This window comes from Chamaesiphon sp. (assembly GCF_041737865.1).
Lineage (GTDB): Bacteria > Cyanobacteriota > Cyanobacteriia > Cyanobacteriales > Chamaesiphonaceae > Chamaesiphon.
The window spans coordinates 21,661-47,798 of the sequence record NZ_JBGSQZ010000013.1; the positions used below are offsets into that span (position 1 = coordinate 21,661).

Annotated in this window: 26 protein-coding genes and 2 pseudogenes; 13 read left to right on the forward strand and 15 right to left on the reverse strand. The window is 45.9% G+C overall.

All coding sequences use genetic code 11. The features are described 5' to 3' along the window. Positions 1-16: 16 nt before the first annotated feature. From ACEW9J_RS00785 to ACEW9J_RS00810, 6 genes and pseudogenes are all read right to left on the reverse strand, one after another. Positions 17-1,069, reverse strand: a complete 1,053-nt coding sequence (locus ACEW9J_RS00785; protein ID WP_373543247.1) for an anthranilate phosphoribosyltransferase family protein — start codon at positions 1,067-1,069, stop codon at positions 17-19. Between the two features lie 10 nt (positions 1,070-1,079). Beyond that, positions 1,080-1,538: pseudogene (locus tag ACEW9J_RS00790) on the reverse strand (LysR family transcriptional regulator substrate-binding protein); the annotation flags it as partial. Next, on the reverse strand, positions 1,537-2,061 hold the full coding sequence (locus ACEW9J_RS00795; protein WP_373543248.1) for a phosphate-starvation-inducible PsiE family protein: 525 nt from the start codon (positions 2,059-2,061) through the stop codon (positions 1,537-1,539). The pseudogene ACEW9J_RS00790 and the gene ACEW9J_RS00795, both read right to left, overlap by 2 nt. A 142-nt stretch (positions 2,062-2,203) precedes the next feature. After that, a complete protein-coding gene (locus ACEW9J_RS00800) occupies positions 2,204-2,380 on the reverse strand; it encodes a hypothetical protein (RefSeq protein WP_373543249.1) in 177 nt (58 codons plus the stop codon). Between the two features lie 114 nt (positions 2,381-2,494). Beyond that, positions 2,495-3,799: pseudogene (locus ACEW9J_RS00805) on the reverse strand (NF041680 family putative transposase). Positions 3,800-4,148: 349 nt separating this feature from the next. Next, a complete protein-coding gene (locus ACEW9J_RS00810) occupies positions 4,149-5,708 on the reverse strand; it encodes a photosystem II high light acclimation radical SAM protein (protein ID WP_373543250.1) in 1,560 nt (519 codons plus the stop codon). Positions 5,709-6,061: 353 nt separating this feature from the next. On the opposite strand from ACEW9J_RS00810, the gene ACEW9J_RS00815 reads away from it, so the two are divergent. The 4 genes from ACEW9J_RS00815 (at position 6,062) to ACEW9J_RS00830 (ending at position 9,363) form a co-directional block, all read left to right on the forward strand. Beyond that, on the forward strand, positions 6,062-6,382 hold the full coding sequence (locus tag ACEW9J_RS00815) for a DUF1830 domain-containing protein (RefSeq protein ID WP_373543251.1): 321 nt from the start codon (positions 6,062-6,064) through the stop codon (positions 6,380-6,382). Between the two features lie 261 nt (positions 6,383-6,643). Then, positions 6,644-6,781, forward strand: a complete 138-nt coding sequence (locus ACEW9J_RS00820; RefSeq protein WP_373543252.1) for a photosystem II reaction center protein K — start codon at positions 6,644-6,646, stop codon at positions 6,779-6,781. A gap of 373 nt (positions 6,782-7,154) precedes the next feature. Continuing rightward, positions 7,155-8,591 (forward strand): glutamate--tRNA ligase, encoded by a 1,437-nt coding sequence (gene gltX, locus ACEW9J_RS00825; protein ID WP_373543253.1) that lies wholly within the window; start codon positions 7,155-7,157, stop codon positions 8,589-8,591. 262 nt (positions 8,592-8,853) lie between these two features. Further along, a complete protein-coding gene (locus ACEW9J_RS00830; protein WP_373543254.1) occupies positions 8,854-9,363 on the forward strand; it encodes a hypothetical protein in 510 nt (169 codons plus the stop codon). Between the two features lie 224 nt (positions 9,364-9,587). Here ACEW9J_RS00830 and menB read toward each other — a convergent pair whose 3' ends face one another. After that, complete coding sequence (gene menB, locus ACEW9J_RS00835) at positions 9,588-10,421, reverse strand: 1,4-dihydroxy-2-naphthoyl-CoA synthase (RefSeq protein WP_373543255.1); 834 nt, start codon at positions 10,419-10,421, stop codon at positions 9,588-9,590. Positions 10,422-10,489: 68 nt separating this feature from the next. On the opposite strand from menB, the gene ACEW9J_RS00840 reads away from it, so the two are divergent. Continuing rightward, complete coding sequence (locus ACEW9J_RS00840; protein WP_373543256.1) at positions 10,490-11,305, forward strand: Tab2 family RNA-binding protein; 816 nt, start codon at positions 10,490-10,492, stop codon at positions 11,303-11,305. Positions 11,306-11,602: 297 nt separating this feature from the next. Here the strand turns inward: ACEW9J_RS00840 and ACEW9J_RS00845 are convergent, their stop codons facing one another. Then, positions 11,603-13,033, reverse strand: coding sequence for an MlaD family protein (locus ACEW9J_RS00845; RefSeq protein ID WP_373543257.1), 1,431 nt, complete (start codon positions 13,031-13,033; stop codon positions 11,603-11,605). A 35-nt stretch (positions 13,034-13,068) separates the two neighbouring features. Between ACEW9J_RS00845 and ACEW9J_RS00850 the strand changes: the two genes are divergently transcribed. Together ACEW9J_RS00850 and ACEW9J_RS00855 are read left to right on the forward strand one after the other, a co-directional pair. Beyond that, positions 13,069-13,275, forward strand: a complete 207-nt coding sequence (locus tag ACEW9J_RS00850) for a hypothetical protein (protein ID WP_373543258.1) — start codon at positions 13,069-13,071, stop codon at positions 13,273-13,275. 5 nt (positions 13,276-13,280) lie between these two features. Further along, a complete protein-coding gene (locus ACEW9J_RS00855; RefSeq protein ID WP_373543259.1) occupies positions 13,281-14,579 on the forward strand; it encodes a chloride channel protein in 1,299 nt (432 codons plus the stop codon). A gap of 100 nt (positions 14,580-14,679) precedes the next feature. Here ACEW9J_RS00855 and ACEW9J_RS00860 read toward each other — a convergent pair whose 3' ends face one another. Beyond that, positions 14,680-15,147 (reverse strand): hypothetical protein, encoded by a 468-nt coding sequence (locus ACEW9J_RS00860; RefSeq protein WP_373543260.1) that lies wholly within the window; start codon positions 15,145-15,147, stop codon positions 14,680-14,682. A 120-nt stretch (positions 15,148-15,267) separates the two neighbouring features. On the opposite strand from ACEW9J_RS00860, the gene ACEW9J_RS00865 reads away from it, so the two are divergent. From ACEW9J_RS00865 to ACEW9J_RS00885, 5 genes are all read left to right on the forward strand, one after another. Beyond that, positions 15,268-15,405, forward strand: a complete 138-nt coding sequence (locus tag ACEW9J_RS00865) for a hypothetical protein (protein WP_373543261.1) — start codon at positions 15,268-15,270, stop codon at positions 15,403-15,405. Beyond that, entirely contained in the window at positions 15,402-17,489 is a 2,088-nt protein-coding gene (locus ACEW9J_RS00870) for an AAA family ATPase (RefSeq protein WP_373543262.1), read from the forward strand. The genes ACEW9J_RS00865 and ACEW9J_RS00870 overlap by 4 nt, the downstream gene beginning before the upstream one ends. A 135-nt stretch (positions 17,490-17,624) precedes the next feature. Then, positions 17,625-18,407 (forward strand): biotin--[acetyl-CoA-carboxylase] ligase, encoded by a 783-nt coding sequence (locus ACEW9J_RS00875; RefSeq protein ID WP_373543263.1) that lies wholly within the window; start codon positions 17,625-17,627, stop codon positions 18,405-18,407. 89 nt (positions 18,408-18,496) lie between these two features. Then, the gene (locus ACEW9J_RS00880) at positions 18,497-19,591 is read left to right on the forward strand and encodes a M23 family metallopeptidase (protein WP_373543264.1); all 1,095 of its coding nucleotides are present in this window, start codon (positions 18,497-18,499) and stop codon (positions 19,589-19,591) included. A 333-nt stretch (positions 19,592-19,924) separates the two neighbouring features. After that, on the forward strand, positions 19,925-20,479 hold the full coding sequence (locus ACEW9J_RS00885) for a DEP domain-containing protein (protein ID WP_373543265.1): 555 nt from the start codon (positions 19,925-19,927) through the stop codon (positions 20,477-20,479). 176 nt (positions 20,480-20,655) lie between these two features. Here the strand turns inward: ACEW9J_RS00885 and ACEW9J_RS00890 are convergent, their stop codons facing one another. The 6 genes from ACEW9J_RS00890 to rpmG form a co-directional block, all read right to left on the reverse strand. Continuing rightward, complete coding sequence (locus ACEW9J_RS00890; protein ID WP_373543266.1) at positions 20,656-20,988, reverse strand: DUF760 domain-containing protein; 333 nt, start codon at positions 20,986-20,988, stop codon at positions 20,656-20,658. Between the two features lie 231 nt (positions 20,989-21,219). Next, positions 21,220-21,765, reverse strand: coding sequence for an SMC-Scp complex subunit ScpB (scpB, locus tag ACEW9J_RS00895; RefSeq protein ID WP_373543267.1), 546 nt, complete (start codon positions 21,763-21,765; stop codon positions 21,220-21,222). Between the two features lie 264 nt (positions 21,766-22,029). Continuing rightward, positions 22,030-22,296, reverse strand: a complete 267-nt coding sequence (locus ACEW9J_RS00900; RefSeq protein WP_373543268.1) for a TIGR02450 family Trp-rich protein — start codon at positions 22,294-22,296, stop codon at positions 22,030-22,032. 198 nt (positions 22,297-22,494) lie between these two features. After that, positions 22,495-24,513 carry a ribonuclease catalytic domain-containing protein gene (locus ACEW9J_RS00905; protein WP_373543269.1) on the reverse strand — a complete coding sequence of 673 codons (2,019 nt, stop codon included), beginning with the start codon at positions 24,511-24,513 and terminating at the stop codon, positions 22,495-22,497. 199 nt (positions 24,514-24,712) lie between these two features. Continuing rightward, a complete protein-coding gene (gene rpsR, locus ACEW9J_RS00910) occupies positions 24,713-24,928 on the reverse strand; it encodes a 30S ribosomal protein S18 (protein ID WP_310427686.1) in 216 nt (71 codons plus the stop codon). A gap of 54 nt (positions 24,929-24,982) precedes the next feature. Next, the gene (rpmG, locus tag ACEW9J_RS00915; RefSeq protein WP_310427688.1) at positions 24,983-25,177 is read right to left on the reverse strand and encodes a 50S ribosomal protein L33; all 195 of its coding nucleotides are present in this window, start codon (positions 25,175-25,177) and stop codon (positions 24,983-24,985) included. A 127-nt stretch (positions 25,178-25,304) separates the two neighbouring features. Between rpmG and ACEW9J_RS00920 the strand changes: the two genes are divergently transcribed. Then, positions 25,305-26,036 (forward strand): cytochrome c biogenesis protein CcdA, encoded by a 732-nt coding sequence (locus ACEW9J_RS00920; RefSeq protein ID WP_373543270.1) that lies wholly within the window; start codon positions 25,305-25,307, stop codon positions 26,034-26,036. Positions 26,037-26,138 lie beyond the last annotated feature (102 nt).

The window sequence follows — 26,138 nt, forward strand, 5'->3', positions numbered from 1 at the left end:
GATCGATCGAATGTAACTATCGCTCTTGCAAAGACTTCCTCACCTGCTCCAACTGTTGACTAACTGCACCACTAGTCAGTAACTCTTGAGCCAACTTCATCCCCGCAGCCATGTCACTAGCTGCGCCGCAATGCCAGAGATAAAATCCGGCATTCCACAGCACAGAATTTAGTAGCTCTGAAGGTTGTCCCTGAAAAACGGTGGCAAAATTGGCAATTAATTCAGGGGTGGGTAGTAAAGGTGGATTGACATTACTCAACCCGTAGTCATAGTGATGGAGAAAAATCCGCTCTAATTCTTGCCCAGATTTGTGTACGCCGATGATTACAGCTCGATCGCGTGGCAAGTCACTACTCCCTTCTAGCCCCTTGACAGTAGTAATTTTGTGAGGAGTATCGCGGAGTGTCGCCGCCACGAGTGCCATCTGTTCGGTGGGGGGATGGACATAGCCAAAAATCAGGTGTGCATCACCAGCATAAGGGCACCACATTAGCTCTAAAGTAGCGATCGGTGGACGTTTGCCAATCTGATCGCGATAAGGGGTCAGCCCCGCCGCAGTAGGGAAATGAGTAGGCGTATAGATGAAGCCTAAACCCGTTTGGGCGAAGATATCTTGAATTCGATCGAGGGATACATTCGTCCAATCGATCCCCCATTCCTGCCAGATTTCGACCAGTGGGATGCCGTATTTAGTCGGCATTCGATCGCCACCATGCAAAATCACAGGAATTCCCGCAGCCGTCATAATTAAAGAAACTATCGGCGCAATCGGTGCGGTACGCGATCGACCATCGTAAGGTATACCAAAGATTACAGGCGATCGCAGATGACTGGAGACAGGTTGTAATTGGGGGCCGATCTTAGCATAAGTATCCAACATCCCCGCCAGCTCTGCCCCAGTCGGACGCTTGATCCGATGGGCGATCAGAAAAGCTCCAATTTGGGCAGGAGTAGCTGTTTGGAGCAGCATCATCTCCATTGCTGTTGCTGCTTCCTCACGAGTTAAACTTTTCCCCGTATGAGGGCCACTGCCAATTATTTGGACGAATTTCCGAAATCGATCGCTCATCTGTTAGGTGTTAGGTGTTGGGTATTAGTTCCTCTTCATCAGAGCTGCAACTGTCAACTGTCAACTGTTTAGTGACTAGATCGCCAAAGGATTGAATGGGGGGAATTTCCAGTCTATCGCTAGTGGTAACTAGTACAACTTGGCGGGAGAGATTCATTCCGGTTTGGGGAGTAGGTTCGATCGATCGAGCCGCCAAAGTTGGATCGCTATGGACATCTAGCAATGCCGATTTAGGCAATAATGCGATTAATTTGCCCTGTCTGACTACGCCCCGAAAGGCATCGAGCGTATTCAATTCTAGCATCGCCTGAAGTTTACTGCCTTGCTTGCTAAATTGCTCCTGCACCAATCGCTGCATTCCATACCCATCTATAAATACTACTTGAGGGTATTTGACTAATTCTGCCCAAGGTATTTGCTGATATTCAGCCAAGGGGTGTTGTGCTGACATTAACACCTCGATCGGTTCAATCTAGATGTTTGCCCACCTTGAGCCGAGTGGAAACTTGGTGTTCTGGATCGATCCCTTCAAACGTCGGTGGAATCCATACCCGCACCACCAGCAAGATCGCCATCGAAATCAAAAAAGCACAAGTCGCCATCACCAGTTGCCATTGGACTTCTAGGATACCTTTGACAATCACCTCTCGCAGTACCGATACGATCGCCACTTCTACCGATACCCCGATCGAAACGCGCTGCTCTTGCAGATAAATAATCAACAGTCGAAACAGTTCGACTAAAATTAAAATAAATAAAATATCTGCGGTGATATCATGAAAGTTCAAGGTGGTAATTAGCGACAAAAAGATCTCTTTTAGTTGCAATACCATCACACAAAACAATCCAATACACAGAGAAATAGCGATCGTATCTTGCACCAGTTCTAAAACCCGCACAATGTGACCGCGATTGAATTTGGCATACCAGGGGGCGATCGATGCTGTAATAGGGACGGTAGCTTCAATCGGAGCGATAAGTGACTGCTTCATATCTATAGTTCCTGCGATAAGGGACATCGCTCTAAATTAACCTGGAATCTCTCGATCGCGCAACCATTAATTGATGAGATCTTGTGATGAATACGATTGGTAAAGTATCATTGATAGACTATAGATATGAAGATGATAAGCTTTAGCTTTTACGCGCTTTCCAAGTACCGCCATAAACGTAATGAGGGTTATTTTGACTGAGTGGTTGCCAGCAATCATGACAAACAAACTGCCATGTACCAGAGTTCTCGGCTTGAATTCGATATAAAATATCTGAAAGCTGCTGACATCGATCGCATGTCTTTGTACGGATTCTCACCAGCTAGTCACCTCATGTTTATTCACTGGAGTTTAGACTAAAAATGAGCGCAGCTAAAATAGCGGCTTTGCAAAAAGACAAACCGTTGCTAAAAAAATTGTTCTTGTTATGAGATTAAGCGGATACTTTTGGGGACTTTTTAGGTCGAGTCACCCGCTTTTTAACGGTTGGATAACGAGGTGGCTTAGTACGTGTGTTTCCTCTGGTCCAGCCAGGAGATTTTCCCCTGGGTTTGGGCGATCTCGCGGGAGTTCCAATCTCCACCAAAACTGAAAACATCGATTGGGCAACGCGTCCAGGAGATAAGTTAAGAGTAGCAGATTGCCACGGCAATCTAGTTTCGACCACAATATCTTTGGCTAACCATAGTTGCCAACTCATCAAAGGCATGAGATCGCTCCAGCGTTCAGATTGCTCTGGAGTTCTCAAATTAGGCAATGTCCAATGCAATCGTTGCGGTGAGCGAAACGATACCAATGGTCTACACCAAAGCGGCGCAGATACTTGAACCAAACAGTAGCTAAAGGCAATGTTCTTGCGCCCACCCAGGCTAACCACAAGGGCGGAAAGGGCTGACCGCTGGACATCGGTTTGATTCTTTCCACGAGAATCAAATTGATGAGATGTCCTGCCGCACGATAAAAATGCAAGTTTTGCCACTGACGAACTTTGACTTGTCCCAGTTGTGGATGCTCGTCTATTTCCATCATGGCATCTGCCTGTGACCAAGTTTCAGGGTCATTGAGTTGCATTTTCTGCCCATGTTTACGCGGTCGGCCACGACCGCCATAAGCTGGTGGCTCAGACCATAAACAGGCGTTCCGCCTGAGCCGCATCAGTGAATCAGCCTCAATCTCTGCTTGTGCCAGCACCCATGTTGCATTACCGTATTCTCGGTCTAATACTGCGAGTACTGGATTTGTGATTTGTTTACAGACTTGCTTGAGTTGCTCTGCTGCTTTGGGTATTGGTGCTTCTGCGCTACTAATGCGTTCATGTAGCAATGGTAGTGCCCAACTACCCTGTTCTTCTGGAATCCAGGCTATTGTGCTGTACCCTTGTCCGACGATTACTCCTTCTTGATATTCATGTGTTCGATCTTTCAATGTTTTGGCATCTGGCCTACCCCATGCTGCAAAAGTCAATGGCCACCAATACATGTTCTGTTATTGGAACTTGTTGCTCCAACTGCTTGATGTACAGCATCATTAGCTTCTTTCGCTCTGGTCTGCTGTCTTGCAATGCTTCATAGATGCTCGACCATTGACGAGTGAATAATGGGCTTAATGAAAATTCGGCTAAACATGCCGCATTTCTTGTTGTCATTACTGCGTCCATCAACTCGAATGTAGCATCTTTGGCTTTTACCAGTAACTCGTATGCTGCTTGACGAAATTCCTTTAATGCTTCACTGTTCATCTCAGGGACTGGATGGGTTTTCTTTTTCACCCTCATTCTCTCCCGCTTCGGTAGCCTCTGTTCTTCTTTGGCTACCGTTCTCTCTTTTTTAGTCTAAACTCCAGTTATTCACAACAACGCTAAATAGTCGATCGTCGATAGTTAATATAGCAATCCTAAATGAAAAGCTAGGTTGATGTAGGTTTTGTTAGGCGTAAGCCGCATGAGCACCAGTATTTTAAACCCTTAGTAAAGCCACCGCAAGAGCGAATCGCTGTCAACTGTCAACGATCGACTGCTTAATAAATATCCGCCCGATCGAGATCTAAATGTGTCGATCGGGCTGCCAGAATTATTGCTAGAATACTATCTAAACCTTAGTTAACTGCTTCACTTCCACAGGTGCTGTAAGTGCTGCTTCCAGCTCTGACTTACCGAGTCGAGCTTCAAGAATATTCATCACTTCCCGTCCAAAATCATTAGGGTTATCGCGGAAGGCTTGGAGACAAACTTCCCCAAAAAATGAGCCTAATGGTTCGGGATTCCAGAGGAGTTTTTTGGCTACCCAAGGCATGTGACTCATTGGGTTATATCCAGGTTTTATTACATCATTTTTGAAGGCATATTCTTCTAAATGAGTGTGAGGTTGTAAGCCAATGAAGAAGATCGCAGGTTCGACTTTATCTGCACCAAAGATCTTTTCCATTTCACGGTGATAGGCGATCGTTTGGCGGATCGTTTCAAAACGTTCGTCAATCACATTAAATGAGTAATTGATCGATACCATATCTTCAAAACCAGCAGCTTTGAGATCGCGACAGTTTTGTAAAACTGTGCGGAGATTGTACCCCATCCGCATCTTGCGGACTAGTTCCTGAGAACCGCTGGTAATACCGATCTCAAAATAATTCATCCCCGTTTTTACCATCAGTTCGCAGAGTTCGGGAGTCAAATTGTCAGCTCTAATATAAGCTGCCCATTTGATATCCTCCATCCCGCTAGCTACAATTTTTTGCAGTAGTTCGATCGCATCATCGATATATCGCCGTGCTGGGATAAACTGAGCATCGGTAAACCAGAAATTCCGAATCCCGCGATCGTAAAGTTGGCGCATTTCGGCGACGACTTCATCAGCCGGATTGATCCGCACCTGTTTACCTTCAATGACTGTATAGACACAGTAACAACAGTTGTGAGGACACCCGCGTTTTGTTTGTACCCCTACATAGAAATCCCGATCTTGGAGGTAGTAGCTAAATTCCGGCCAAATTGTCTCGATATAATTATAGTTACATGCCGTCTTTTCGATCGGTGTCGGCGGTTCGTGTACCAAGCCTTTGCGCGGCGCGTCGCCAACGATATAGCAGCGTTCGCTACTGAGATCTTCAACTCTAATAATCTTTTCGAGCAACGCTTCTCCCTCGCCGATCGAGACGATCGCACCTTTTGGTAAACTCTTAGCTAACTGCTCGTAGAATACGCTCACAGCACCACCACCGACAACTAATTTCGCAGTGGGATGATATTTTTTTGCGCGTTTTAGTCCGCGCTTAATCAGCGACATATTCCGCCACAATTCGGTATAGTGACTAGTCAACATCCGCGCCCCACCTAAGGCACCGCGTAGCTTCTTTAAGGGGTTGCGATCGTAGAACACCTCAAAGGAGTTCTGAAGCGGATTTCCACCGCGTCCGCCGACGGGTGCATAAATTTGGATATCCCGCCAGGAGTAAACCAATAAGTTTGGCTGGAACTGGTCGATGGCGGCATCCAGTGCACTACCATAATCTAATGGTGGTACCGCTCCCACGTCAAAGATCCGTTGCTCGACATCAGGGAACTGCTTGTGAACGTGATCTGATAAATATACAACTCCGATCGGGAAAATTGGATTGCAAGGTAGGCGACAGTAAAGAATTCGGGTATTCATAATTAGGAAATTAAGGGGAGTTAGACTCCAGTTAGTAGTTAAATATATATATTGTTTTTACAATGTCTAGACGGTTGAGCCGATCGATCTGCAATACGTCTCAATAGCATCGGGATCTCAGCCACCGCATCAACTGGGATTTATGAACGTCTTTAATATAACTTTACACAAAATTCGAGGGGAAAGGTAGGCTCTGAGTGAGATTAGATGGACATTTGCCATGCCGATGTACCTTGAGCGCGAACGCTCCCCAGCAGATTCAAAAAGTAGTAGACTTTACAGCTTTGAGCTAAATAGGAGTGATACCTTGAGAGTGTAAATCTTTTTCTGGGCACCAGGTGAAATAGATTATTATGCCTCACACTCTCGATCCCTTACCTCAAGACAATGCTGATGAGATTTTTTGCTGCTATGTCAATAGCACCAGCCAGATTCAAATTGCCAGAATTACCAATGTTCACAATTGGTATTTTGAGCGAGTTGTTTTTCCTGGGCAACGACTCATATTTGAAGCACCCAATTACGGTTATCTAGAAATTCATACTGGCATGATGGCTAGTTCCATTTTATCAGATAAAATACCTTGTCAGCAACTAATCGTTTTGGGAGAAGATGAACCTCACCCTTTCGCGATGCCGACGGCTAATAATGGTCTAGAATATGCTCATCAATAATTTCATTAGATCTATTCGATCGATCCATCGCTGAGGGACTCATTTGCATTATCATCACCACCATTCGATCGCATTTAATATCGATCGTCGAGCTTGCAACCGTCTCAAGCTTGACAATTGGCTCAGGTTGAAGGATGTATTCGATTTCATCCTGGGATCGAACCCGATCGAGTCAGTCTTGTGCGTACTCTCCTCGACCCCAGGCATGGTAAGATATATACCAACTATAACAACCGTGTTGGAAACAAGGATTAACGAAATATGGACGCAGCACTCCTAATTGCCAAATTGCCAGAAGCATACGCCATCTTCGATCCCCTCATCGATGTTCTGCCAATTATCCCAGTGTTATTTCTAGCTCTAGCCTTCGTTTGGCAGGCTGCTGTTGGTTTCCGCTAAGTAAAGTGAGGATTTGTGAGATCCATTTACTCGCGAGTGAGCGGATCTTGAAAGCTACAACCGAACCAAAACTTTGCGTTAACAAGACATCCTTTTGGGGGTGTCTATTTTCGTTGGAGCGTGTAGATGGAGTACTACAGCAATCCTAAATGAAAAGCTAGGTTGATATAGGGTGTGTTAAGCACAAGCCGTAACGCACCAATAGACTAAAGCCTGACTTTCGCAGGAAGTCTAATGTCTAATACTAAGGATCTGATTTAGGATCGCCATAGCAGTAAATGCGATCGAATAGTTTTTTCTGGCGCAGATCGATCGAGATCTCTACAAACAGAACCATTTACAATCAAAGATGTACCGCTCAAAATAATTAGCCGTGACAGTCAGAGTTCGCATCGCTCCCAGCCCAACTGGTAACTTACACATCGGCACAGCCCGCACCGCCGTCTTCAACTGGTTATTCGCCCGCCATCATGGGGGCACATTTATCTTGCGCGTTGAAGATACCGATACAGAACGCTCTAAACCCGAATACACTCAAAATATCCTCGATGGTATGCAGTGGTTGGGTTTAAATTGGGATGAAGGGCCATTATTCCAATCCCAACGCCTAGATTTATATCGTCAGTCGATTCAAACCTTATTAGACAATGGTAGTGCTTATCGTTGCTACACTAGCACTGAAGAACTTGATACGCTCCGAGCAGCACAGGAAGCCAACCATCAAGCTCCACGCTACGATAACCGCCACCGCGATCTCACTCCCGAACAAGAAGCCGCCTTTATCGCCGAAGGTCGTCGTCCAGTAATCCGGTTTAAGATTGATGACGATCGCGAAATTACGTGGCTAGATTTGGTTCGAGATGAAGTTACCTGGAAAGGTAGCGATTTGGGTGGCGATATGGTGATTTCCCGCGCTGCTGACGAACACGATCTAGGACAACCACTCTACAATCTAGCGGTAGTCGTCGATGATATCGATATGCAGATTACCCACATTATTCGCGGTGAGGATCACATTGCCAATACAGCCAAACAAATCTTGTTGTATGAAGGGTTGGGTGTCGCAGTTCCCACCTTTGCCCACACGCCCCTAATTTTGAGTGACGAAGGCAAGAAACTCTCGAAGCGCGATGGCGTAACTTCGATCGATGATTTCAAGCAGATGGGCTATATCGCACCAGCATTGGTCAATTATATGATGCTCTTGGGTTGGTCGTCACCGGATGCTGAGGAGTTGTTTACGCTCGATGTAGCAGCTCCACAGTTCGATTTGGATCGAGTGCATAAAGCTGGGGGAAAATTTGATTGGGATAAACTCAACTGGATTAATAGTCAGTATATCCACGCGATGCCCGCCGAGCAGCTATTACCAGAATTAATTCCCTATTGGCAAGCTGCGGGATTCAAATTAGATCCAGATGCAGATCGATCGTGGTTACTTCAGCTTACCAGCCTGATCGGTGCTAGTTTGGCACGTTTAGATGAGTGCGTCGAAATCAGTCGCGTATTCTTTACAGATACCGTGATGCTTGATGAAGAAGCTGCTACCAAAATCGCTCAACCAGGTGCTAAGGAAGTTTTAACTAGTCTCCTGACAGCGATGCAAGCCAAGTCAGATTTTACCGAGATTGAGGCACAGGAGCTGATTAAACAAGTGACAAAAGAGCAAAATGTTAAAAAAGGTGTAGTCATGCAAAGTCTCCGTGCTGCCCTTACAGGCGAAGTTCACGGCCCAGATCTGATCCAGTCTTTGCTGCTATTACACCAACATCATTTGGCGGTGCCACGCATCCAGCAAGCTTTGGGCTAATTAAAAAAGATGTCAGATCTCAAGGGGAATGGAGTGTGTGGCTTTCGTTAACCCCTTAACTCTCATAAATTTCATGTAACTGCTGGGGTTGAGGGGATCTCAGCAGTTCTGTCTGCGAGCTTCTTAACCCCAGCAGCTTGCACCCAGAAACCTCACAATTAGACTTTTGAGGCACTATTTGAGTAAGTGTAAATTTTTGGGCTATTTGTGTGTAAGTTAAGATTGGACATATTTATCGATCCAATATCTCGATATGACACGCATGAAAAAATTATCTACAGCCGCATTAATTATCTCCTGGCTCTTGGTTGGAACTAGTATTAGTCAGGCTCAGACTGCAAATTCTAACCAAAATTCTAGCGTCGGTGATAACTCTAATGGGAACACCAACGCCCAAACCAATCAAAATAATAATCTTAGTAATGGTGGTCAGGCCAATAGCCAGCAGATTAATAATCTTTATCCCAATATTCCACTCAGTCCTGTAATTCAGAATCCGATCAATACTGAAAATGACTTTGGTCTGAATTTGGGCGGCGCACTTAATACCTACGATGGTCGGAATATGACCTTATATATAGGAATTACCTATCAGCCAGGGCGCACAGACGATCACAATGCGCGGATGGCAAAACTCAAATCAGAAACCCAAATACTTGAATCTCAAAAACAAATTACCCAAACTCAACTCGAACTGCTCAAGCAGCAAGTTGTCGAGCAAGAAATTCGGCTACGGAGAATGCAATCAAAGGAACAAGCTGCACCTAAGTAACGCCAGTTCGGGTTAAGGATATTTGCTTCGTTTAAGCACCGCACTCGATTGAAATCGGGGCAGATGAAGCAAAGTCCAGTTGTTGCCGCTCGCGGCAAAAGCCTGCTTTGTGCGCTGTCTTGTCGTTGTCTTGACGCATCGACCTGGAGGTCTCCTCCAGGTCGATGCGTCGCTTTTACGTCGATCGGATATTTCTGCTCTAGAATTATTTTCAGTACCGCTATCTAAGGCAACCAGGGATACTGCCGGAAATTTGGCTGTCGCTTTTCTAAGAATGCTTGCTTACCTTCAGCACCTTCTGCGGTCATATAGTAGAGCATAGTGGCATTACCTGCCAGTTCTTGTAAACCAGCTTGTCCATCACAATCAGCATTGAGAGCGGCTTTGAGACAGCGAATCGCGATCGGACTTTTAGCTAATATCTCCTGTGCCCATTCTACCCCTTCAGCTTCCAATCGGTCTACAGGTACCACACAATTGATTAAGCCCATATCTAAGGCTGCTTGAGCGTCATATTGACGGCACAGATACCAGATTTCGCGCGCCTTCTTTTGCCCGACAATCCGCGCCAAATAACTCGCCCCAAATCCCCCATCAAAACTGCCTACTTTCGGCCCTGTTTGTCCGAAGATGGCATTGTCAGCAGCAATTGTCAGATCGCAAATCAGGTGTAACACATGACCGCCACCGATCGCATAACCCGCAACTAGAGCAATTACTGCCTTGGGCATCGATCGAATCAACCGTTGGAGATCCAACACATTTAGGCGTGGAATCCCGTCGGCACCCTGATAACCCCCCTGTCCGCGCACCGATTGGTCGCCACCAGAACAGAAGGCGTATTTACCGTCTGTATGGGGGCCTGCACCTGTGAGCAATACCACGCCGATACTAGTATCTTCTCGCGCATCACAAAAAGCATCGTACATCTCAAATACTGTCTGCGGACGGAAAGCATTTCGCTTTTCAGGACGATTGATGGTCACTTTTGCGATGCCATCGGCTTTATGATAGAGGATATCAGTGTATGTTTTGACCGATCGCCAGGTGATTTCCATGCTTGGGATGAGACTCTTAACAATGCCTAGTTTACCTCAATCCCGATCCCCTATCCCCCATTTTCTACATGGCTATTTGGCAAGCAGATATTTCTAGTCGTCCTCAGCAAAACGAACAGGGAGAAACCATCTGGGAACTAGTCATCTGTGCGGCGGACGGGGGATGGTTCCACACGGCGATCTGTTCCCAAAAGCAGGTAAATTCTGAGTGGATTGCGGCACAGTTAAAATTAGCTGCGACAGACAAATTACCCCAAGTTATCCAAGTTTTTCGCCCGCAAAGTTGGGGATTAATTCAGACTGCTGCTGCGAAATTAGGGATTGAAGTAGTCGCAACGCGGCGAACGGTTGCTTTGAAAAAATTGTTGCAACAGCAGGTTCAAAATTATGGTGGTTCTAATTATCAACCACTAGCGATCGAGTCGCCACCACCATTACCGATTCCCGATTATTTAGTGGGTGAAAAGTGGCAGTTTGTGACGCTCACCGCCGGACAATTGGTAGCAGATTTTGCCGATCGACCCCTGCCGATCGTCTCGATGCCAGACTATTTATTACCGCCGCATTGGGGGCTAGGAGCTAATGTAGCCATCCCTGGCGTAATTATTTACGGGGGTAGACAATCGATGCGGTTAGCGCGGTGGATCGCCGAAACCGAGCCTGTGAGTCTTAATTATTTAGGTGACGATCCTGGTGGTTTAGTTCTGGATGCAGGTTTAGCCGATCGATGGGTAATGCTAACATTCAACGATTCAGAAGTCAGTCAAGCCGCTAAACTTTATGAAGCGCGGAAACGGCTCGTACACGGCTTACATTTTCTGTTAGTAACTCCCGATGATTCGGGTATTACCAATAGTGGTATTTGGCTGTTGCAAAGCAACTAGCGGGGGTTGGCGCAGTTGCTACGGTGACACCGGAACGGAAGCGGCAACTGTTTAAGCTCATGTTGCATCACTATTAATACTTCTCGGTTAAGCTAAAACTAGGTAGTCCGCGAAGGCAGGATTTTGCCGCTTGCGGCAACAACCGGACTTTGCATCACTAGCTGCGATTTCAATCGTCAGCAGTTCTTAACCGAGAAGTATTGGCATCACTATAAAATACTCTAATCAAACGTAGATCTAGGGCACCCCTACAGGTTAATTGTGTAGCAAGGTGCTGGTGCAAGATGTGAGTAATCGCTAATTTTTTGGGTTTGTAGTTGGTGTTGGCGTTGGCGGAAGATTGTTAATAAGATCGGGAATAGTAATCTTACCATCACCACCTGTAGTAGATTCTTTCCCCTGGACGATCGGATTGTTAAAATTTGGGCTAACAAAATTTTGACCTGAAGAATTTGGGATTGGTAATCGACTAATACGATCGAGCGATCTATTAAGTGGCTCGATCGTTTGGGCTAGTTTAACTTGCTGCTCCAATTGCTCGGTGGAGGAAACTAATTTCCCCAAACCATTGACTAAATTCCGCAGATTGGATCTAAACTCTGGACTACCTGTGAGATCGTCTAGATCTGCTGTGATTTTTTGAGTATTTTGAAATGTCGACCGAGCAGAATCTAATGTTTGTTGCAACATCAACACAGTTTTCGGATCGTTTAAGTTAGCTGTAGCACCTTTGAGATTGAGCGTGGTTTGATTGGCATTACTCAATACACTCTCTAAATCCTTCACCAATTTGTCTGTATTTACTTTCGATAGTGTCGAGTTAAGTTTGACGATCGAGGGATTTATTTGATTGACTGTTTTGCGTAGATCGAGGCTAAGTTTATCAAAGTTATTTAAGGAAGATGAGAATGTTTGACGATTTTCTACAACTAAACTATCGAGCGATGTTGCTAATTTCTTATATTCAGCCGCCGTTGCTGTTAATTGGGCGGCAGTAACATTAAATTTATCAGCACTTTGACCGAGTTTGGTACTAGTTCGATCGATTGATGTCGTTAAAGTATTCGCCTTAACTGATAAATTTTTTAATCCAGACTCGACAGATTTAGGTAAACTCGAAAAATCACTACTTACCTTATTTAGACTTTTACTCAATCGCGAGAAATCTTCGGCGGCTGCTCCTGTCTTAGCTAGCGTATTATTGAGATTTCTCACCACCTCAGGATTATTGTACAACTCAATTAATTTTGTGCCCCGTTCGATCAATTCATTGAAACTCGCACCGATCTCTCCATTGATCTTAGTATTATTACAAAGAATCAGATTGCGATCGCATTTACTATCCAATGCTTTAGCAAGCGAAGTAGTATTAATTGGAGTCTTACTCCGAGGGGTAATTTCGATAACTGGTTCGCCGATTAGCCCAGTTTGACTGACTCGTACATTCACATCTTTAGGAATTATCAGATTGGGATCGTCCATCTGCATTACGGCTTCAACCCCATTGACACCAGGTTCGATTTTGGAAATTTTACCAACCCGAATGCCGCGAAATCTTACGACACCGCCAATCTGAAGTCCTGGTGCTTGAGCAAATTGCGCGATAATATTGTAAGTCTGACTTCCAGGTGTCAGTCCTTTGAGCCACAAGAAAATCGCCCCAAAGACTCCTACCCCAGCGATGAGCATCAATCCAACTGAACCTTCTCGGACTGCGCGTGATTGCATTTCGATTTTTTGCTCCTAAATTGAAAGTTGTCTAGATGGAACGAGCTACAGTTACCGCCATCTCAGAGGAATGTTCATTACTAACAGCGTCGAGCGATGACAACCTCTATATTACCTCGTCGATATCGCAATTATGCCCGATCGGTAATAACTTGCGATCGTTTATACTAGCAATTTGGCTCGGTTACTCAGATGAGGACAGGATCGCCACCCGATCGCGACAATATGGCAAGTATCTATAAAATATATGACTCAGTGGCGGCGACTCAAACCAGTTCAAGCTATTCGCGCTGCGATCGAATGGTTCTCGATTGGATGTGCGATCGGGATCCTGACTGGTACATCATCAGCCGCCCTCCTATTTATCTTGCAGTGGGCGACAGATTGGCGACAATCCCACGATTGGATCTTACTGTTACTACCCTTGGGCGGGTTGTCGAGTGGACTGCTTTACCATTATTTAGGTAAAAGTGTCGAATCAGGTAATAATCTGTTGCTTGCAGAAATTCACAATCCGCAGACAGTAGTGCCGCTGCGGATGATACCGTTGGTATTATTAGGGACGACGATCGCCCATGTCTTTGGGGCATCGGTGGGACGAGAAGGCACCGCGGTACAGATGGGTGGAGCTTTAGCCGATCGACTCATACATATTTCTCGATGGCGTGGCGCACAGCGGCGGCTCGTGCTGATGGCAGGGATTAGCGGTGGAGTTGCTTCCGTATTTGGGACACCTTTAGCGGGAATGTTGTTTGGGCTGGAAGTATTAGCATTTGGGAAGCTTCACTACGACGGATTATTTGTTTGTGCGATCGCGGCGATCGTTGGCGATCGAGTTACCCTAGCATGGGGATTGCACCATCAAGTGTACCGAATCCCGCTCGTCCCCGAATTGACAATTTGGGGACTGCTGACAGCTATTGTCACAGGCGCAGTATTTGGACTCACCGCGATGTTGTTTGCCAAACTGACAGATAGAATTAATAGTTACTTCAAAGCCAAAATTAGTTATCCGCCCTTACGCCCTTTCGTCGGTGGAATTTTGGTCGCGATCGCGATTGGGCTTCTCGGTACGACTAAGTATATTGGCTTAGGTATTCCGACGATCTTCAGTGCTTTTAATACTCAACTGCCACCGTGGGATTTTGCGGCCAAAATTGGGTTTACTGCACTAAGTTTGGGGGCGGGATTTAAAGGGGGTGAGGTAACGCCACTATTTGATATTGGCGCAACCTTGGGCAATGCGATCGCGCCACTAACGATATTACCCGCAACATTACTAGCTGGGATGGGATTTGTCGCCGTGTTTGCTGGAGCCGCAAATACGCCATTGGCTTCGACCGTCATGGCGATCGAATTATTTGGCGATCCTGTCGGTGTCTATGCAGGGATTGCTTGTATCTGTAGCTATCTGTGCTCTGGACATGCTGGCATCTATCACGCTCAACGTGTGGGTGTGAGTAAATATACCGCACTCAAGCATCATGAGGGGCAAAGTATTTATGAACTGGCGATCGATCCGAGTGTGGATCGAAATGATGACTAGAATCAAATGGGTTCGATCGAACCCACTTAAGTTCCTGCCAACAACATCAATCTGTAGGATTGCTCCGCTTTATGCCCGCCCTCTAAAGTTTAAGCTGAAGTTAGAATCGTAAGCCAGCACCCAAGATGACGCTGGTGCTACGATTATTACTGTCAAATGGAATCGACACCGAACCTAACAAGGCAATGCTTTCGCTGACGTTGAGGTCTGCACCAACTTGGGCGAAACCAGTGGTTCTACTATTTGAGCCACCTGTTTGGAAACCCACACCCAGACCAATAAATGGGGTAATGGGTATCGATGCTTGACGCAGATCGAAGTCATAAGTCAGACTAGTACCAAACTCGGTGCCACCAGATGGAAATGTGATAAAAGGGCGGAGCGAAACATAGTCAGCAATACCCAACTTACTATCGACTCTAAATACAGTCTGTCCGCCACCAAAACCAACTGCGGGCGCAATGTAGTTGTTGCCGATACCACCAGCCATAGCTGCTGTAGGAGCTTGAGTAATTGCCGCCGCGATGAGACTAGCGAGGATTGCGGGTAGGAGTAAAAGCTTTTTCATGTGAGATAATAATTGTTGCGAGTATAAAATTAGACGGTTCGCCTCGGGCTTTAGTTCCACCCAATTAGTTTGCCCAGAATCCGGCGTTTCAACGTTGGTACCAAATCGCTACTCAGTAACATGACCCAAAACCTTACACCCGAAGTCCGGCAAATCATCGAGCGCGTCCTCCAACTTGAAAAAGATCGCCTCGATCGCAAAAAAAACTCACCAATTAATGATGATATCCTCAAAATCATTAAAGAAGTCATCGTATGAAACTGACGACAATTCGCCTGTGCAATTTTCGCCAGTTTTATGGTGAAACTCCTGAAATCCACCTGGCTACTGACGATGAGCGCAACACCACGATTATTCACGGCAATAATGGCGCAGGTAAAACGACGATCCTCAATGCCTTTACCTGGGTACTCTACGAAAAATTTACTGCCGCCTTTGCCGAATCCCAACAGTTAGTTAGTAAACGCGCCATCGCTGAAGCAGATATTGGTAGTGCGATCGATTGTTGGGTGGAAGTTGCGTGGGAACATGAGGGAAAGCGTTATCGTGCCAAACGGATGTGTCGCGCTTACAAGCAGCAAACTGGGGTAAACGTCGTCAACAATGAGTTGCTCTATCTATACATTGGTGATGCGGATGGTAAATGGCTCCATCCTCAACAACCGCCTGACGAAATTATCGGGAGAATCTTACCCGCAAGTCTACATCAATATTTCTTTTTTGATGGCGAACGGATCGAGCAAATCGTCCGTCAGGATAAAAGACTCGAAATTGCTGAAGCTACCAAAATTCTCCTCGGTGTGGAAGTACTGAATCGATCGATCGAGCATTTGGGCAAAGCGAAAAAGACGCTAGAAACTGAGCTTGCCCAAATTGGCGATACGACTACCAAAGAGTTGCTCAAATCTCAGCAGCAGTGTCAACAAGAGATCGATGGGATCCAGCAACGCGAAGCTGAAATCAGTCAGGAGATCGCCACCTTCAACCAGATCGAGCAAGAAATCGATCGATATCTACTCGAACTTACTGCCGCCAAAGCCACCCAACTACAACGGCAAGAATTAGAGCGGACTAAAGCGATCCACCAAACCCAACTCCATCAAGCACAGACAGCGATAAAACAGTCGATCTCAACTCAAGCTTATACTGTATTACTGACAGATCTCACTCAAGATTTTCAGAATATTGTCGCCGAATTGCGCGATCGCGGCGAACTAAATCAAGGGATCTCTCGCGAATTTCTCAGTCAACTCCTTCAGCACCAAAACTGTCTATGCGGTACGAAATTAACTCCTAATACTCCCGCCTATACTCAAGTACAAACTTGGCTGGCTCGTGCCAGTATTGCCGTAATTGAAGAGACCACCATGCGGTTGATTACTCAAGTTGAAGATCTCCAAACTAAAGATCGCGAATTTTGGCAAGCGATCGCCCTTCAGCAGCAAATTGTCACTACGGCTAGAGCGGAAATTAGTCAGCTAGAGATCGGTATCGACAATCTCGAATCTCAACTCCGTCAAGATACTAATAGTGAGATTAGCAACCTTCAGAAACGGCTTGACGAGATCGGTATTAAAGTCCGTGACTTAACACTCACTCAAGGTCAGCACAAGCAGCAAGTTATCCACCTGGAAGGACAGATTCAATCACTAGCCAAGCAGATCGCCAAACAACAAATCAATCAAGATCGTCAAGGTTTAGCTCATCGTCGTATCCAAGCAACTACAACAGCGATCGCCCAATTAACGATGATGCGTCATCAGCAAGAACAACAATTCCGGCTAGAACTCGAACAGCGCGTTCAACAAATCTTTCAATCAATTTCTGCCACTCCATATCTACCTAAAATCACTGAAAAATACGAACTAATATTAGTTGAAACTACTAGAGGTGTCGAAACCACTGTCGCCGCATCGACAGGAGAAAATCAAATTCTTAGCCTCTCATTTATCGGTGGCATCATCGACTCTTATCGTAAACGCCAAGCCGTTCGCGTCCAAGACTGGAGCGAGCAAAAATTGTTAGCAGTACCCCAGAGCAATACCTTTCCGATCGTCATGGACTCCCCATTTGGCAGTCTCGATCGCATCTCCCGCCGCCAGATCTCCCAGATCTTGCCTCAATTAGCCAATCAACTCGTTGTACTCGTAACCAAGACCCAATGGCGCGATGAAGTCGAAACCGAAATGCAGCCAAAAATTGGTCGGCAATATATATTGACTTACTATACTTCTAAGTTAGATTGTCCTGAAGATTATTTGGAGCTAAATCATCATCGGTATCCTCTGATCCAGCGTAGCCCAAATGACTTTGATTATACAGAAATTATAGAAATAACTTAATCCTTGACCAGTGTCACCTCAGACATCTAGCGTAGGGGGTGAATGGTGAATGGTGGATGGTGAATGGTGAATGGTGGATGGTGGATGGTGATTTGATGCAAAATGTGAGTTATTGAATATTGGGGATTAGGATTCATGGATCGTCAAAAGATACTAGATTTGCTAGCAGAAGATCGTTCTTTAGGCTTAGATTTCAATATTCATATCTTTGATATCCTGACATCAACTAATGAAAAACTATCTCAATTAGTTACCGAAGAAAATGTGGCTGTGGGCACGATCGTTATTGCTAAAAAACAAACAGCCGGACGCGGACAAAGAGAGCGAAAATGGGATTCCGCTGAAGGTGGCTTGTATCTATCACTATTAATATCTCCAGACTTACAAGCGATCGATATACATCAATTGACGATCGGGATTATCTGGGGGATCGTTCATCAATTGAGACTACAAGGGATTCCAGTCGCGATTAAATGGCCGAATGACTTGATGCTAGCCGATCGAAAACTCGGAGGAATTCTCACCGAAACTCGGATTTCTCATGGTAAAGTTCAATCGGCGATCGTGGGGGTAGGTATTAATTATGCTAACTCAATCGGGGATAAGGCAATAAATTTAGCTCCCAGTAATGATTATCAGCCAAATTACCGAAATTTCTCGATCGAGATGTTAACAAGCTGTACTATTAGGGGAATCATAAGCGGGTACAAACGTTGCACTCCAGTAACGATCGACAGTTTGCTGTTGGACTATCTAGAACTACTCACTGTTCGTGGACGCTCAGTAAAAGTGAATGGTAAGTTAGGCACCGTTTTGGGCATCTCGCCACAAGGAGAGTTACGCATCGGTTTCACGACTGCCACAGAGATAATTGAAACCTATCTCGTACCTGGTACATTCACATTGGGCTACGATTAGGGACTTTGGACATCCGAAATTAATTAGTTTTGCGATGCCAAAGCGGATAAATAGTTCTGAACAATGACTGCGTTAAATTACAAATAATTATGAGCAGCAAGGCAGAAAAAACATCGCATCACTTATACCACCAGCCTCGGTTGAGTATCTTTTTCCGAAATCCTCTACTATTAGAGATTGTCGCTTGGCTCGTTAGTCTTGGCTTTATTGGGAGCACTGGAGTTGTTTGGGCAGATCTCAAACCAATATCTACATCTAAAGCGGAAGCACAGGCACTCCAAAACGCATCGACATCGGCTGAAATTGTTGCCACAGAGCGACAAATCTATGGTTATCGAGTAGTACCAAAAGTTGTGAGCCTCCCAACAGCTAAATCTATCTCGCCACGGCTCGATCGATCTAGAGCGATTTCAACTGCGCCGCAGCGTCCGACAATTTCTACTCCAGGAACATCATTGGCTGGCATCACACCAATGAAGTCCCCCGCAATGGGAACGCTCACTGCCCAGTCAGAGCCAAGATCGATGGACATTATCACCGCAGGCTCGATCGAGATTCTCGTACCCGCTCCCAAAACTCAGCGGATTGAAGTCCAACCAGTGGCTCGATTGCCCCAAATTAGTGAGATTAAAACAGTCCCAACCGTATCCACGATTCCCAGTGTCCGCCCATCACAATCCCCTGTAGCCTTCGCCAACATTGGGCAAAATGAGCTGTCGGAGCTAATTTATCCACTCTCCGCTCCCGCACCAACGACATCCAACTTTGGCTGGCGGACGCACCCAATTACAGGTAGTCGCCGCTTTCATTCCGGCATCGATATTGGCGCACCGACTGGCGCACCTGTTGTTGCTGCCGGATCTGGCACGATCGTGTCTTCCGGTTGGGTAGGTGGTTATGGTAAAGCAATTGTGGTTCAACACAATGGCGTTCAGCAGACTCTCTACGGTCATCTGTCCGAAATTTTTGTCCAACCAGGTCAGATCGTCGAACAAGGTACTGTCATCGGACGAGTAGGCAGCACAGGCAACTCAACTGGCCCTCACTTACACTATGAAATCAGGGTATCGACTCCTGATGGCTGGATTGCTGTCGATCCTGGTGAAAATATCAAGTACGCTCTAGATTATCTCCGCCGCTCGATGCCATTTGCCCAACGAGATTTGCCCCCTGGTTATAACTAAATCTCGATCGCCGATCTGGGTGACGAGGGGTAACGCTAACTCGTAGGAGCGGTGATTCACGCCTGCCCTTTAAAGGTTAAGCTCGATCTAGCAACCATCAAGGCTATTAGAACAGTCGATCGGATCTTGGTAGCGATCGCTACCAAGATATTTTTATCAAGTTAACATCGACCAGATCGAGGGGTATATTAATTAATATCGAGGTCGATAGCAATCTCTAATCCGCTCACTCAAATAGCCAACGGCTATTCTACTGTTAGGGCATCATTCACTGCCGATATCATCGATCGTCGGTCATAAATTTAATTTAGTCCCATTAGGAAATCAGGTGACATGTTACTCAAGTCACAAGACGTAAGTTATTGTCAACTCGTACGTCAGTTTGGCACTACATCAGAAATCGTGAACGGGGTAAATTATCAAAGCAATTTATTTGTGCGTGGTAATTCCTACCCTCAACAGCAGCGTCAGGCAGCAATTACAGAAATGCGCCGCAGTTATCTCGATCCAGAACCCGCAGTGGCTTGCCTACTAGTAGAGGATAGAGATATTGTGACGATCTGGCATGAAGATCGATACATTATTAAAGTAGTTGAATCGGCGCGCGAGATAGTTGAGTATTTCAACTTAGCTCAATTAGTTCAGGAAATGCGCTCTCCCCAAGGAGTCAAGATCGAGAATCGATCTCAAAGTTTTCGGCTACCCTATCTCCGCTGTCTGATTGGCAGAGAAGGAGTAGATTGGATGTGTACTAGACTAGCGATCGATCGTCATCAGGCTGTTGCCCTCGGTCAAAGATTAATTGATGATAATTGGCTCAGAAACCTCTCCAATCAACAGCCTTTTGAGGATGGAGACTTATTTTACCAGTTTTGTATGGACAAGTGAAATTATTAAAATCGCTCGTTTACTACCAAGTCTAACTAGTCCACCTACGCAGACTAGCCTAATCAATATTGCGGCGAGATACGTATTAGTCTTACTTCAAGGTGCCTAGACTGCTAAGGTCACAACTTAGGTTATACAGCAAAGGCACCCCCTACAGGTGCTTTGTAGGGGTAGCTTTACTCTTGTTCGATCGAGCTAGAACCCATTAACATATCTTCTAGTTCCATCCGCTGTTCCATTTGGCGTAGAAAGTATCCAGTCATCATCGCCGAACCAAGGAGATTGGCTAGGTTGTCACGATCTGTGGTGACTTGAACACCAAAGCCTTCGCTGGGCAACATTCCGAGCAATCCCTGAATGTTGTGGGTGATAATATCTTTTACCTGAGGGGTTGTCGCCTTAGCGATTTGGGCTAAGACTTCTGGGGATTGATGTTGGAGATACTTGAGTAAGTTATTTACTTGAGCATCTTCAGATTTGCGTTCCAGAAAATCAGAGTTAAATGCCATTATTGCTTAGAAGGATCGAGGTGGTAATTGGTTTAGTTTAGACGATTCCCTTTTGAGGAGGGTCGCAAGAACAACTCGATATTCTTATGATACTGTCTTATCGAGTCGATCGGATTGGTAATATTACTGGTATTATTATGCCCTCAGAACGGTTATCCGCATTCACCCACTCAATATTAAGTTGAAGGCACAGCAAGATGGGCTACGAGTAGGCTGCTAATTATACACGATCTATTCTGACTCGGTAGTGAAATCCACCCGATGGATCTCATCAGCCGGAGTAGCCAGAGTAGCGGCTACGGCTAGTTGTGGTATCGGTAAGTCATTGAGTTCATAGGTGCGGTGAAATTTGTCAGTCACCTGCAATAGTGCAGAGCGACTCCCCTGTTGACGGCGTTTGCGAACGAATCCTACTTCGACTAGTTCTTGAACGTGCTGATAAGCACCACTACCGCGCAATTCTACCAGATCGGTTTGGGAAATCGATCCTTTGATGGCGATCGCGGCTAAAGTTCGCAGCGCACCCGTACCAATTTCGGGCGGAATCATTTTGTCGATCAGAGTTTGGAATGAAGCCCGCAATTGGAGTGTATAACCCTGGGGTGTTTCGACGACTTCTAGCGCACTATCGCGATGGTTGTAATCATCCATCAACTCGATCATCGCAGTTTCGGCGGCATCTCGATCGCACCCCGCACACTCAGCGATAAAGGCTAAATCTAGGGCTTGTCCCTTGAGATATAAGATGGCTTCGATTTGACTGGCGAGACGAAACATTCTTTAGGTATTAGGGATTAGGCTTTAGGCTTTAGGCTAGGCTTTAGGCTTTAGGCTTTAGGCTTTAGGCTTTAGGCTTTAGGCTTTAGGTTTTGGGGATTAGGCTTTAGGGGTTAGGTATTCTCACACCTTGCACCAATACATAAAGACTAGTAGATCTGAGGGTACCCACGAGGGGCACCCCTACACAATTAACCTTTAGGGGTGCCCCTCGTGGGTACCCTGGGTCTAGACTAGGCACTCTATTTGTTGAGCAACCCAATCTTACTCTATAAGCACCAACTCATCGTTATTGCCTAATCCCATTTCCGCCAGAGATTGCCAACCTGGTTTCCATTGGCTGGTATCTTTGATCGCTTGGGCATTGATCCAAAATCTCACGTCAGGATCGCAAGATGATACCATCTCGGCAAATATCCACTTGCCATCATGTTTGCGATTGACTACTTGAAAGTGTCGCCATCCCCACATCTTTTGGGTAGCTGTCCATTTTGAGCCGAGTAAATGAGGAAATTTCTGTTTTTTTGCCATAGTTCGTAGTGTTAGACACTACCTTAAAATATTAACAGGAGTGCCAACGATTGAAATCGTGGCTCATGATGCAAAGTCCGCCTACGCGGACTAATAAACAAGTCCGCGTAGGCGGACTTTTGCCGCTCGCGGCAACAACCGGACTTTGCAGCACTAGGAGCGGTTTCTAACCGCTTGGGTAATAGATAGCAACTTGGGTTAATTACTCGAATCGATCGATTGATTAGTGACTTCGCGCAGATGAATGATATCCTGACGTGGATCGACTAAGGCGACTTGCACCTGGATCTGTTCGCCTGCACCTATCCACCGATTGAACTTCATCGCTAACTCAATTCCCAATTCTTCGATCAGAATCAGCGCGAGACTTTCATCTTCGCGTAACCAGCGTAAGAATAAAGCATCCCACTCACGATCGCCCGATCGATTGAGGTATTCTAGTGTCCAATAGCGATTGGTTTGACGTTCCACCATAATCGCTTCATAGATATTCGTCCCCAATCCCAGCATGATTTCCTGCAATCGTTCGACGGTGAAAGGTAATTCATCGCCGCGCAGGTGTGCTTTGATTTGGTAATGAGCGAGTAAATCTGTATAACGTCGAATTGGTGATGTTACCTGCGAGTAGGTGTTTAAACCCAAACTAGCGTGTCTAGATGGCGTAGTTGCCATTTCACTCCGGGGCATACAGCGACGGATGGCACAGGAACGTGCAGGCCCAACTGGGATCAGAATTAGTTCTTCTTCAGGTGGTAGTTCGGGTTGGGGTTGTCCGCGATAGGGGAGGGGGAGGGAATTGTCTTGTCCGTATTTAGCCGCGACTTCTCCAGCCAAAATCATCATTTCCGCAACTAGTTTGCGAGCACGATTGTCTTCGATCAGATCGATCGAGACTTCACCCTCACTCACTTTCACTGTAGACTCTGGCATGTTGATATTGATCGAGCCTTGCGATAGTCGCCACTGAGTGCGGAGTTTGGAAGCTTGAGCGATTGACTCGATTTCCATCTCGCCAGGAATCCGTAATTGGAGCATTTCCTCAACGTCTTCATAAGTCAGGCGATAAGTCGGTTCGATCGTACTCGGAGTTATCTCATATTCGCTTGCGGCACCGTTCGGATCGAGAATTACCCCAAAACTCAACGCGCAACACTTTTGTCCCTGCCGCAAGCTCATGGGGCCTGTAGCCAGGTCGGGCGGAAACATCGGAATCATCCCCGTGGGGAGATAAATTGTGACAGATCTTTTTCGCGCTTCTAGATCGAATTCATCCTCAGGCGATAATAACCGAGTGGGATCGGCGATATGAATCCACAACTTTTGTCGCCCATCTGGCAAAATTTCCACACTCAATCCATCATCGATTTCTTGAGTACTCTCATCATCGATCGTGTAGACTTTCAGGTGTGTCAGATCGCGGCGGCTGGTTTCGTCGAGATCGATAGGTGGATTAGTTAGTAATTCATGCGCCACAGTTTGCATCTTGTGTGAGAAGTGAAGGGGAGTCTGAGAACGACGCAGATGGAGATTTTCATGGATACTCCACCAACCCAATTCCACGAGCAGCGAGAATACTGATGGCTGAGATTGTGTGCGGTTGAGAGCTGTCAGATATTCGCCCAGTTTTTGCGGCGGAAGATCGGGATTGAGCACATACTTTTCAAAGACTTCTAGTCGCTGTTTGTCGGTATCTTCCCACTCGACGGGCGTACCTGCTAATTGCTGCTGAACGCGGCTGATAAATCCTTGCTGTTCGCCCTCGCGTCGATCTTTGACAGTGGCTTGGTGTTTGAGTTCGGTAACTTGGGCGCGATTGCGGGCTTCGTATTTATCTTCTTTTTTGTTCTTGAAATAAACCTTATCGTCTGAGAGCAGAACGTGAGCAGCGTAACATAAAGCCGGAGTGCGATCGGAATATAATAAGTCAGCCAAAGTCGGCGGATCGATAGTTTCCCCATCTTCTACCAACATTTCCCAAGCTACTTCCAAGCTGTCGGGGTCGATATTTGGTGCGACTGCGGTGGTAAATTTATCGATTTCTGCTGGTTGTTTGCAAGTAACTCCCGCAACTTCATAGGTGATGTCGCGCGGATGGAGCGTATGCGATTGAGTCCGATTATCGATCGCAATCCAATGTTTTTTTCCTTCTGGACGATCGGCAATGGCTAAACGACGTTCTCCATTATGCCAAAATTCAACTAGAGTTCCCTTCTCCACCCCTGTCTCTTCCCTTGTAACGGTGCGTTGTTACGTGTTATTTGGTTGTAAATCTAGTATCTATCGCCGATCGACAGCGTCTTCTCTAGTGTAAGGTCAAGATCGAGATCGTGACTAGTGTTGGCGCAGGAATGTGAAGGTATGAAGTTTGCTGGAAACATTAAGCTGCTAGCAACCCTCATTCCTCATCCCTAGCTAGTTAGCCTTCAACGTTGATAAACGGCATCAAAGCGATTTGACGCGAACGTTTGATCGATAGAGTCATATCTCGTTGTTGCTTGGAAGTTAAGCCCGTAATTCTCCGAGGTAAAATCTTGCCACGTTCGGTCACGAATTTGCGTAGTAAGTCTACATCTTTGTAGTCGATCGGTTCTCCGGGCTTGATGGGTGATAACCGTTTGCGAAAATAAGCCATTTTTTTAGAAAGATAGTGGATAGTGGAGAGTAAATAGTCGAAAAATACTAATTACTATTTGATCTCTTTGTGTGTCGTGTGCTTGTTGCAATAGCGACAGAACTTGCTCAACTCTAGCCGTGCGGTGGTATTCCGACGGTTCTTCATAGTTGTATAGCGGGATACACCAGCCGAGCGTTTAGCAGTATTGCTACGACACTCAGTGCATTCCAGCGTGATGATAATCCGAACGCCCTTTTTGGCTGCCATACTCTTTACACCAACGTGGGAATAAAATAAACACAGTCTACAATTATCTCATGACTCTTGCTCGATCGGCAACTAGTTGTAGCTATGTGCTAACTATTGTTGGTAAAAATTCTAGAACTTTATCCTCATGCTTGACATCCAGACTACACTATATCAACTCGAACACTTTGCCGATCGATTAGTCACCGAACAATTGACACAGATTACGTGGGTATCTGTAGTCACGATCTTCTCAGCGGGATTGCTCACCAGTTTGACTCCTTGCACATTATCGATGTTACCGATTACGATCGGTTACATTGGTGGGTATCAATACCAAAGCCGTTGGCAAGCCGCGCTCCAATCGACATTTTTCTGCGCTGGAATCGCCACAACTCTGGCTGGATTAGGGATCTTTGCAGCGGTAGTTGGTAAGATCTACGGTCAAATTGGCTTGGGATTGCCGATCTTTGTCAGCATCGTCGCAATTCTGATGGGGTTAAATCTGCTCGAAGCTCTACCCTTCCAACTCCCCGATTTTGGCGGGATGGATTGGATTCCCAAAGATTTACCCAACGGAGCGCGTTCTTATCTACTGGGGGTAACGTTTGGGTTAGTCGCTTCGCCTTGCAGTACGCCAGTGTTGGCAACTCTATTGGCTTGGGTAGCTAGTACTGGAAACATTGGACTGGGTGCGGGATTTCTCTTAGCATACACATCTGGTTATGTGGCACCATTAATATTAGCAGGTACATTTACGGCAGTAATCAAAAGATTATTGGAAGTGCGTAAATGGTCTGGATGGATTACCCCAACTAGTGGTGTGCTATTGATTGGGTTTGGGGTATTTTCCTTATTAACTAGAATCCCTAACTTTTAAATTAGTTGAGAGTTGATAGTTGATGTAGCAGTCCTATTTAATTTGTAAGAAGATCGTAGGGTGTGTTAGCGACAGCGTAACGCACCTAATTGAATAGCTCGA

Excerpts from the sequence above, each read along its gene's own strand:
- ACEW9J_RS00810 (WP_373543250.1), bottom strand. The coding sequence starts at position 5,708 with ATGAATACCCGAATTCTTTACTGTCGCCTACCTTGCAATCCAATTTTC.
- ACEW9J_RS00865 (WP_373543261.1), top strand. The coding sequence starts at position 15,268 with ATGACCCAAAACCTTACACCCGAAGTCCGGCAAATCATCGAGCGCGTC.
- ACEW9J_RS00860 (WP_373543260.1), bottom strand. The coding sequence starts at position 15,147 with ATGAAAAAGCTTTTACTCCTACCCGCAATCCTCGCTAGTCTCATCGCG.
- ACEW9J_RS00880 (WP_373543264.1), top strand. The coding sequence starts at position 18,497 with ATGAGCAGCAAGGCAGAAAAAACATCGCATCACTTATACCACCAGCCT.
- ACEW9J_RS00885 (WP_373543265.1), top strand. The coding sequence starts at position 19,925 with ATGTTACTCAAGTCACAAGACGTAAGTTATTGTCAACTCGTACGTCAG.
- ACEW9J_RS00815 (WP_373543251.1), top strand. The coding sequence starts at position 6,062 with ATGCCTCACACTCTCGATCCCTTACCTCAAGACAATGCTGATGAGATT.
- ACEW9J_RS00900 (WP_373543268.1), bottom strand. The coding sequence starts at position 22,296 with ATGGCAAAAAAACAGAAATTTCCTCATTTACTCGGCTCAAAATGGACA.
- ACEW9J_RS00870 (WP_373543262.1), top strand. The coding sequence starts at position 15,402 with ATGAAACTGACGACAATTCGCCTGTGCAATTTTCGCCAGTTTTATGGT.
- menB (WP_373543255.1), bottom strand. The coding sequence starts at position 10,421 with ATGGAAATCACCTGGCGATCGGTCAAAACATACACTGATATCCTCTAT.
- ACEW9J_RS00840 (WP_373543256.1), top strand. The coding sequence starts at position 10,490 with ATGGCTATTTGGCAAGCAGATATTTCTAGTCGTCCTCAGCAAAACGAA.
- scpB (WP_373543267.1), bottom strand. The coding sequence starts at position 21,765 with ATGTTTCGTCTCGCCAGTCAAATCGAAGCCATCTTATATCTCAAGGGA.
- ACEW9J_RS00855 (WP_373543259.1), top strand. The coding sequence starts at position 13,281 with ATGACTCAGTGGCGGCGACTCAAACCAGTTCAAGCTATTCGCGCTGCG.
- ACEW9J_RS00830 (WP_373543254.1), top strand. The coding sequence starts at position 8,854 with ATGAAAAAATTATCTACAGCCGCATTAATTATCTCCTGGCTCTTGGTT.
- ACEW9J_RS00785 (WP_373543247.1), bottom strand. The coding sequence starts at position 1,069 with ATGAGCGATCGATTTCGGAAATTCGTCCAAATAATTGGCAGTGGCCCT.
- ACEW9J_RS00795 (WP_373543248.1), bottom strand. The coding sequence starts at position 2,061 with ATGAAGCAGTCACTTATCGCTCCGATTGAAGCTACCGTCCCTATTACA.
- ACEW9J_RS00845 (WP_373543257.1), bottom strand. The coding sequence starts at position 13,033 with ATGCAATCACGCGCAGTCCGAGAAGGTTCAGTTGGATTGATGCTCATC.
- ACEW9J_RS00850 (WP_373543258.1), top strand. The coding sequence starts at position 13,069 with ATGGAACGAGCTACAGTTACCGCCATCTCAGAGGAATGTTCATTACTA.
- rpmG (WP_310427688.1), bottom strand. The coding sequence starts at position 25,177 with ATGGCAGCCAAAAAGGGCGTTCGGATTATCATCACGCTGGAATGCACT.
- rpsR (WP_310427686.1), bottom strand. The coding sequence starts at position 24,928 with ATGGCTTATTTTCGCAAACGGTTATCACCCATCAAGCCCGGAGAACCG.
- ACEW9J_RS00920 (WP_373543270.1), top strand. The coding sequence starts at position 25,305 with ATGCTTGACATCCAGACTACACTATATCAACTCGAACACTTTGCCGAT.
- ACEW9J_RS00820 (WP_373543252.1), top strand. The coding sequence starts at position 6,644 with ATGGACGCAGCACTCCTAATTGCCAAATTGCCAGAAGCATACGCCATC.
- ACEW9J_RS00890 (WP_373543266.1), bottom strand. The coding sequence starts at position 20,988 with ATGGCATTTAACTCTGATTTTCTGGAACGCAAATCTGAAGATGCTCAA.
- ACEW9J_RS00875 (WP_373543263.1), top strand. The coding sequence starts at position 17,625 with ATGGATCGTCAAAAGATACTAGATTTGCTAGCAGAAGATCGTTCTTTA.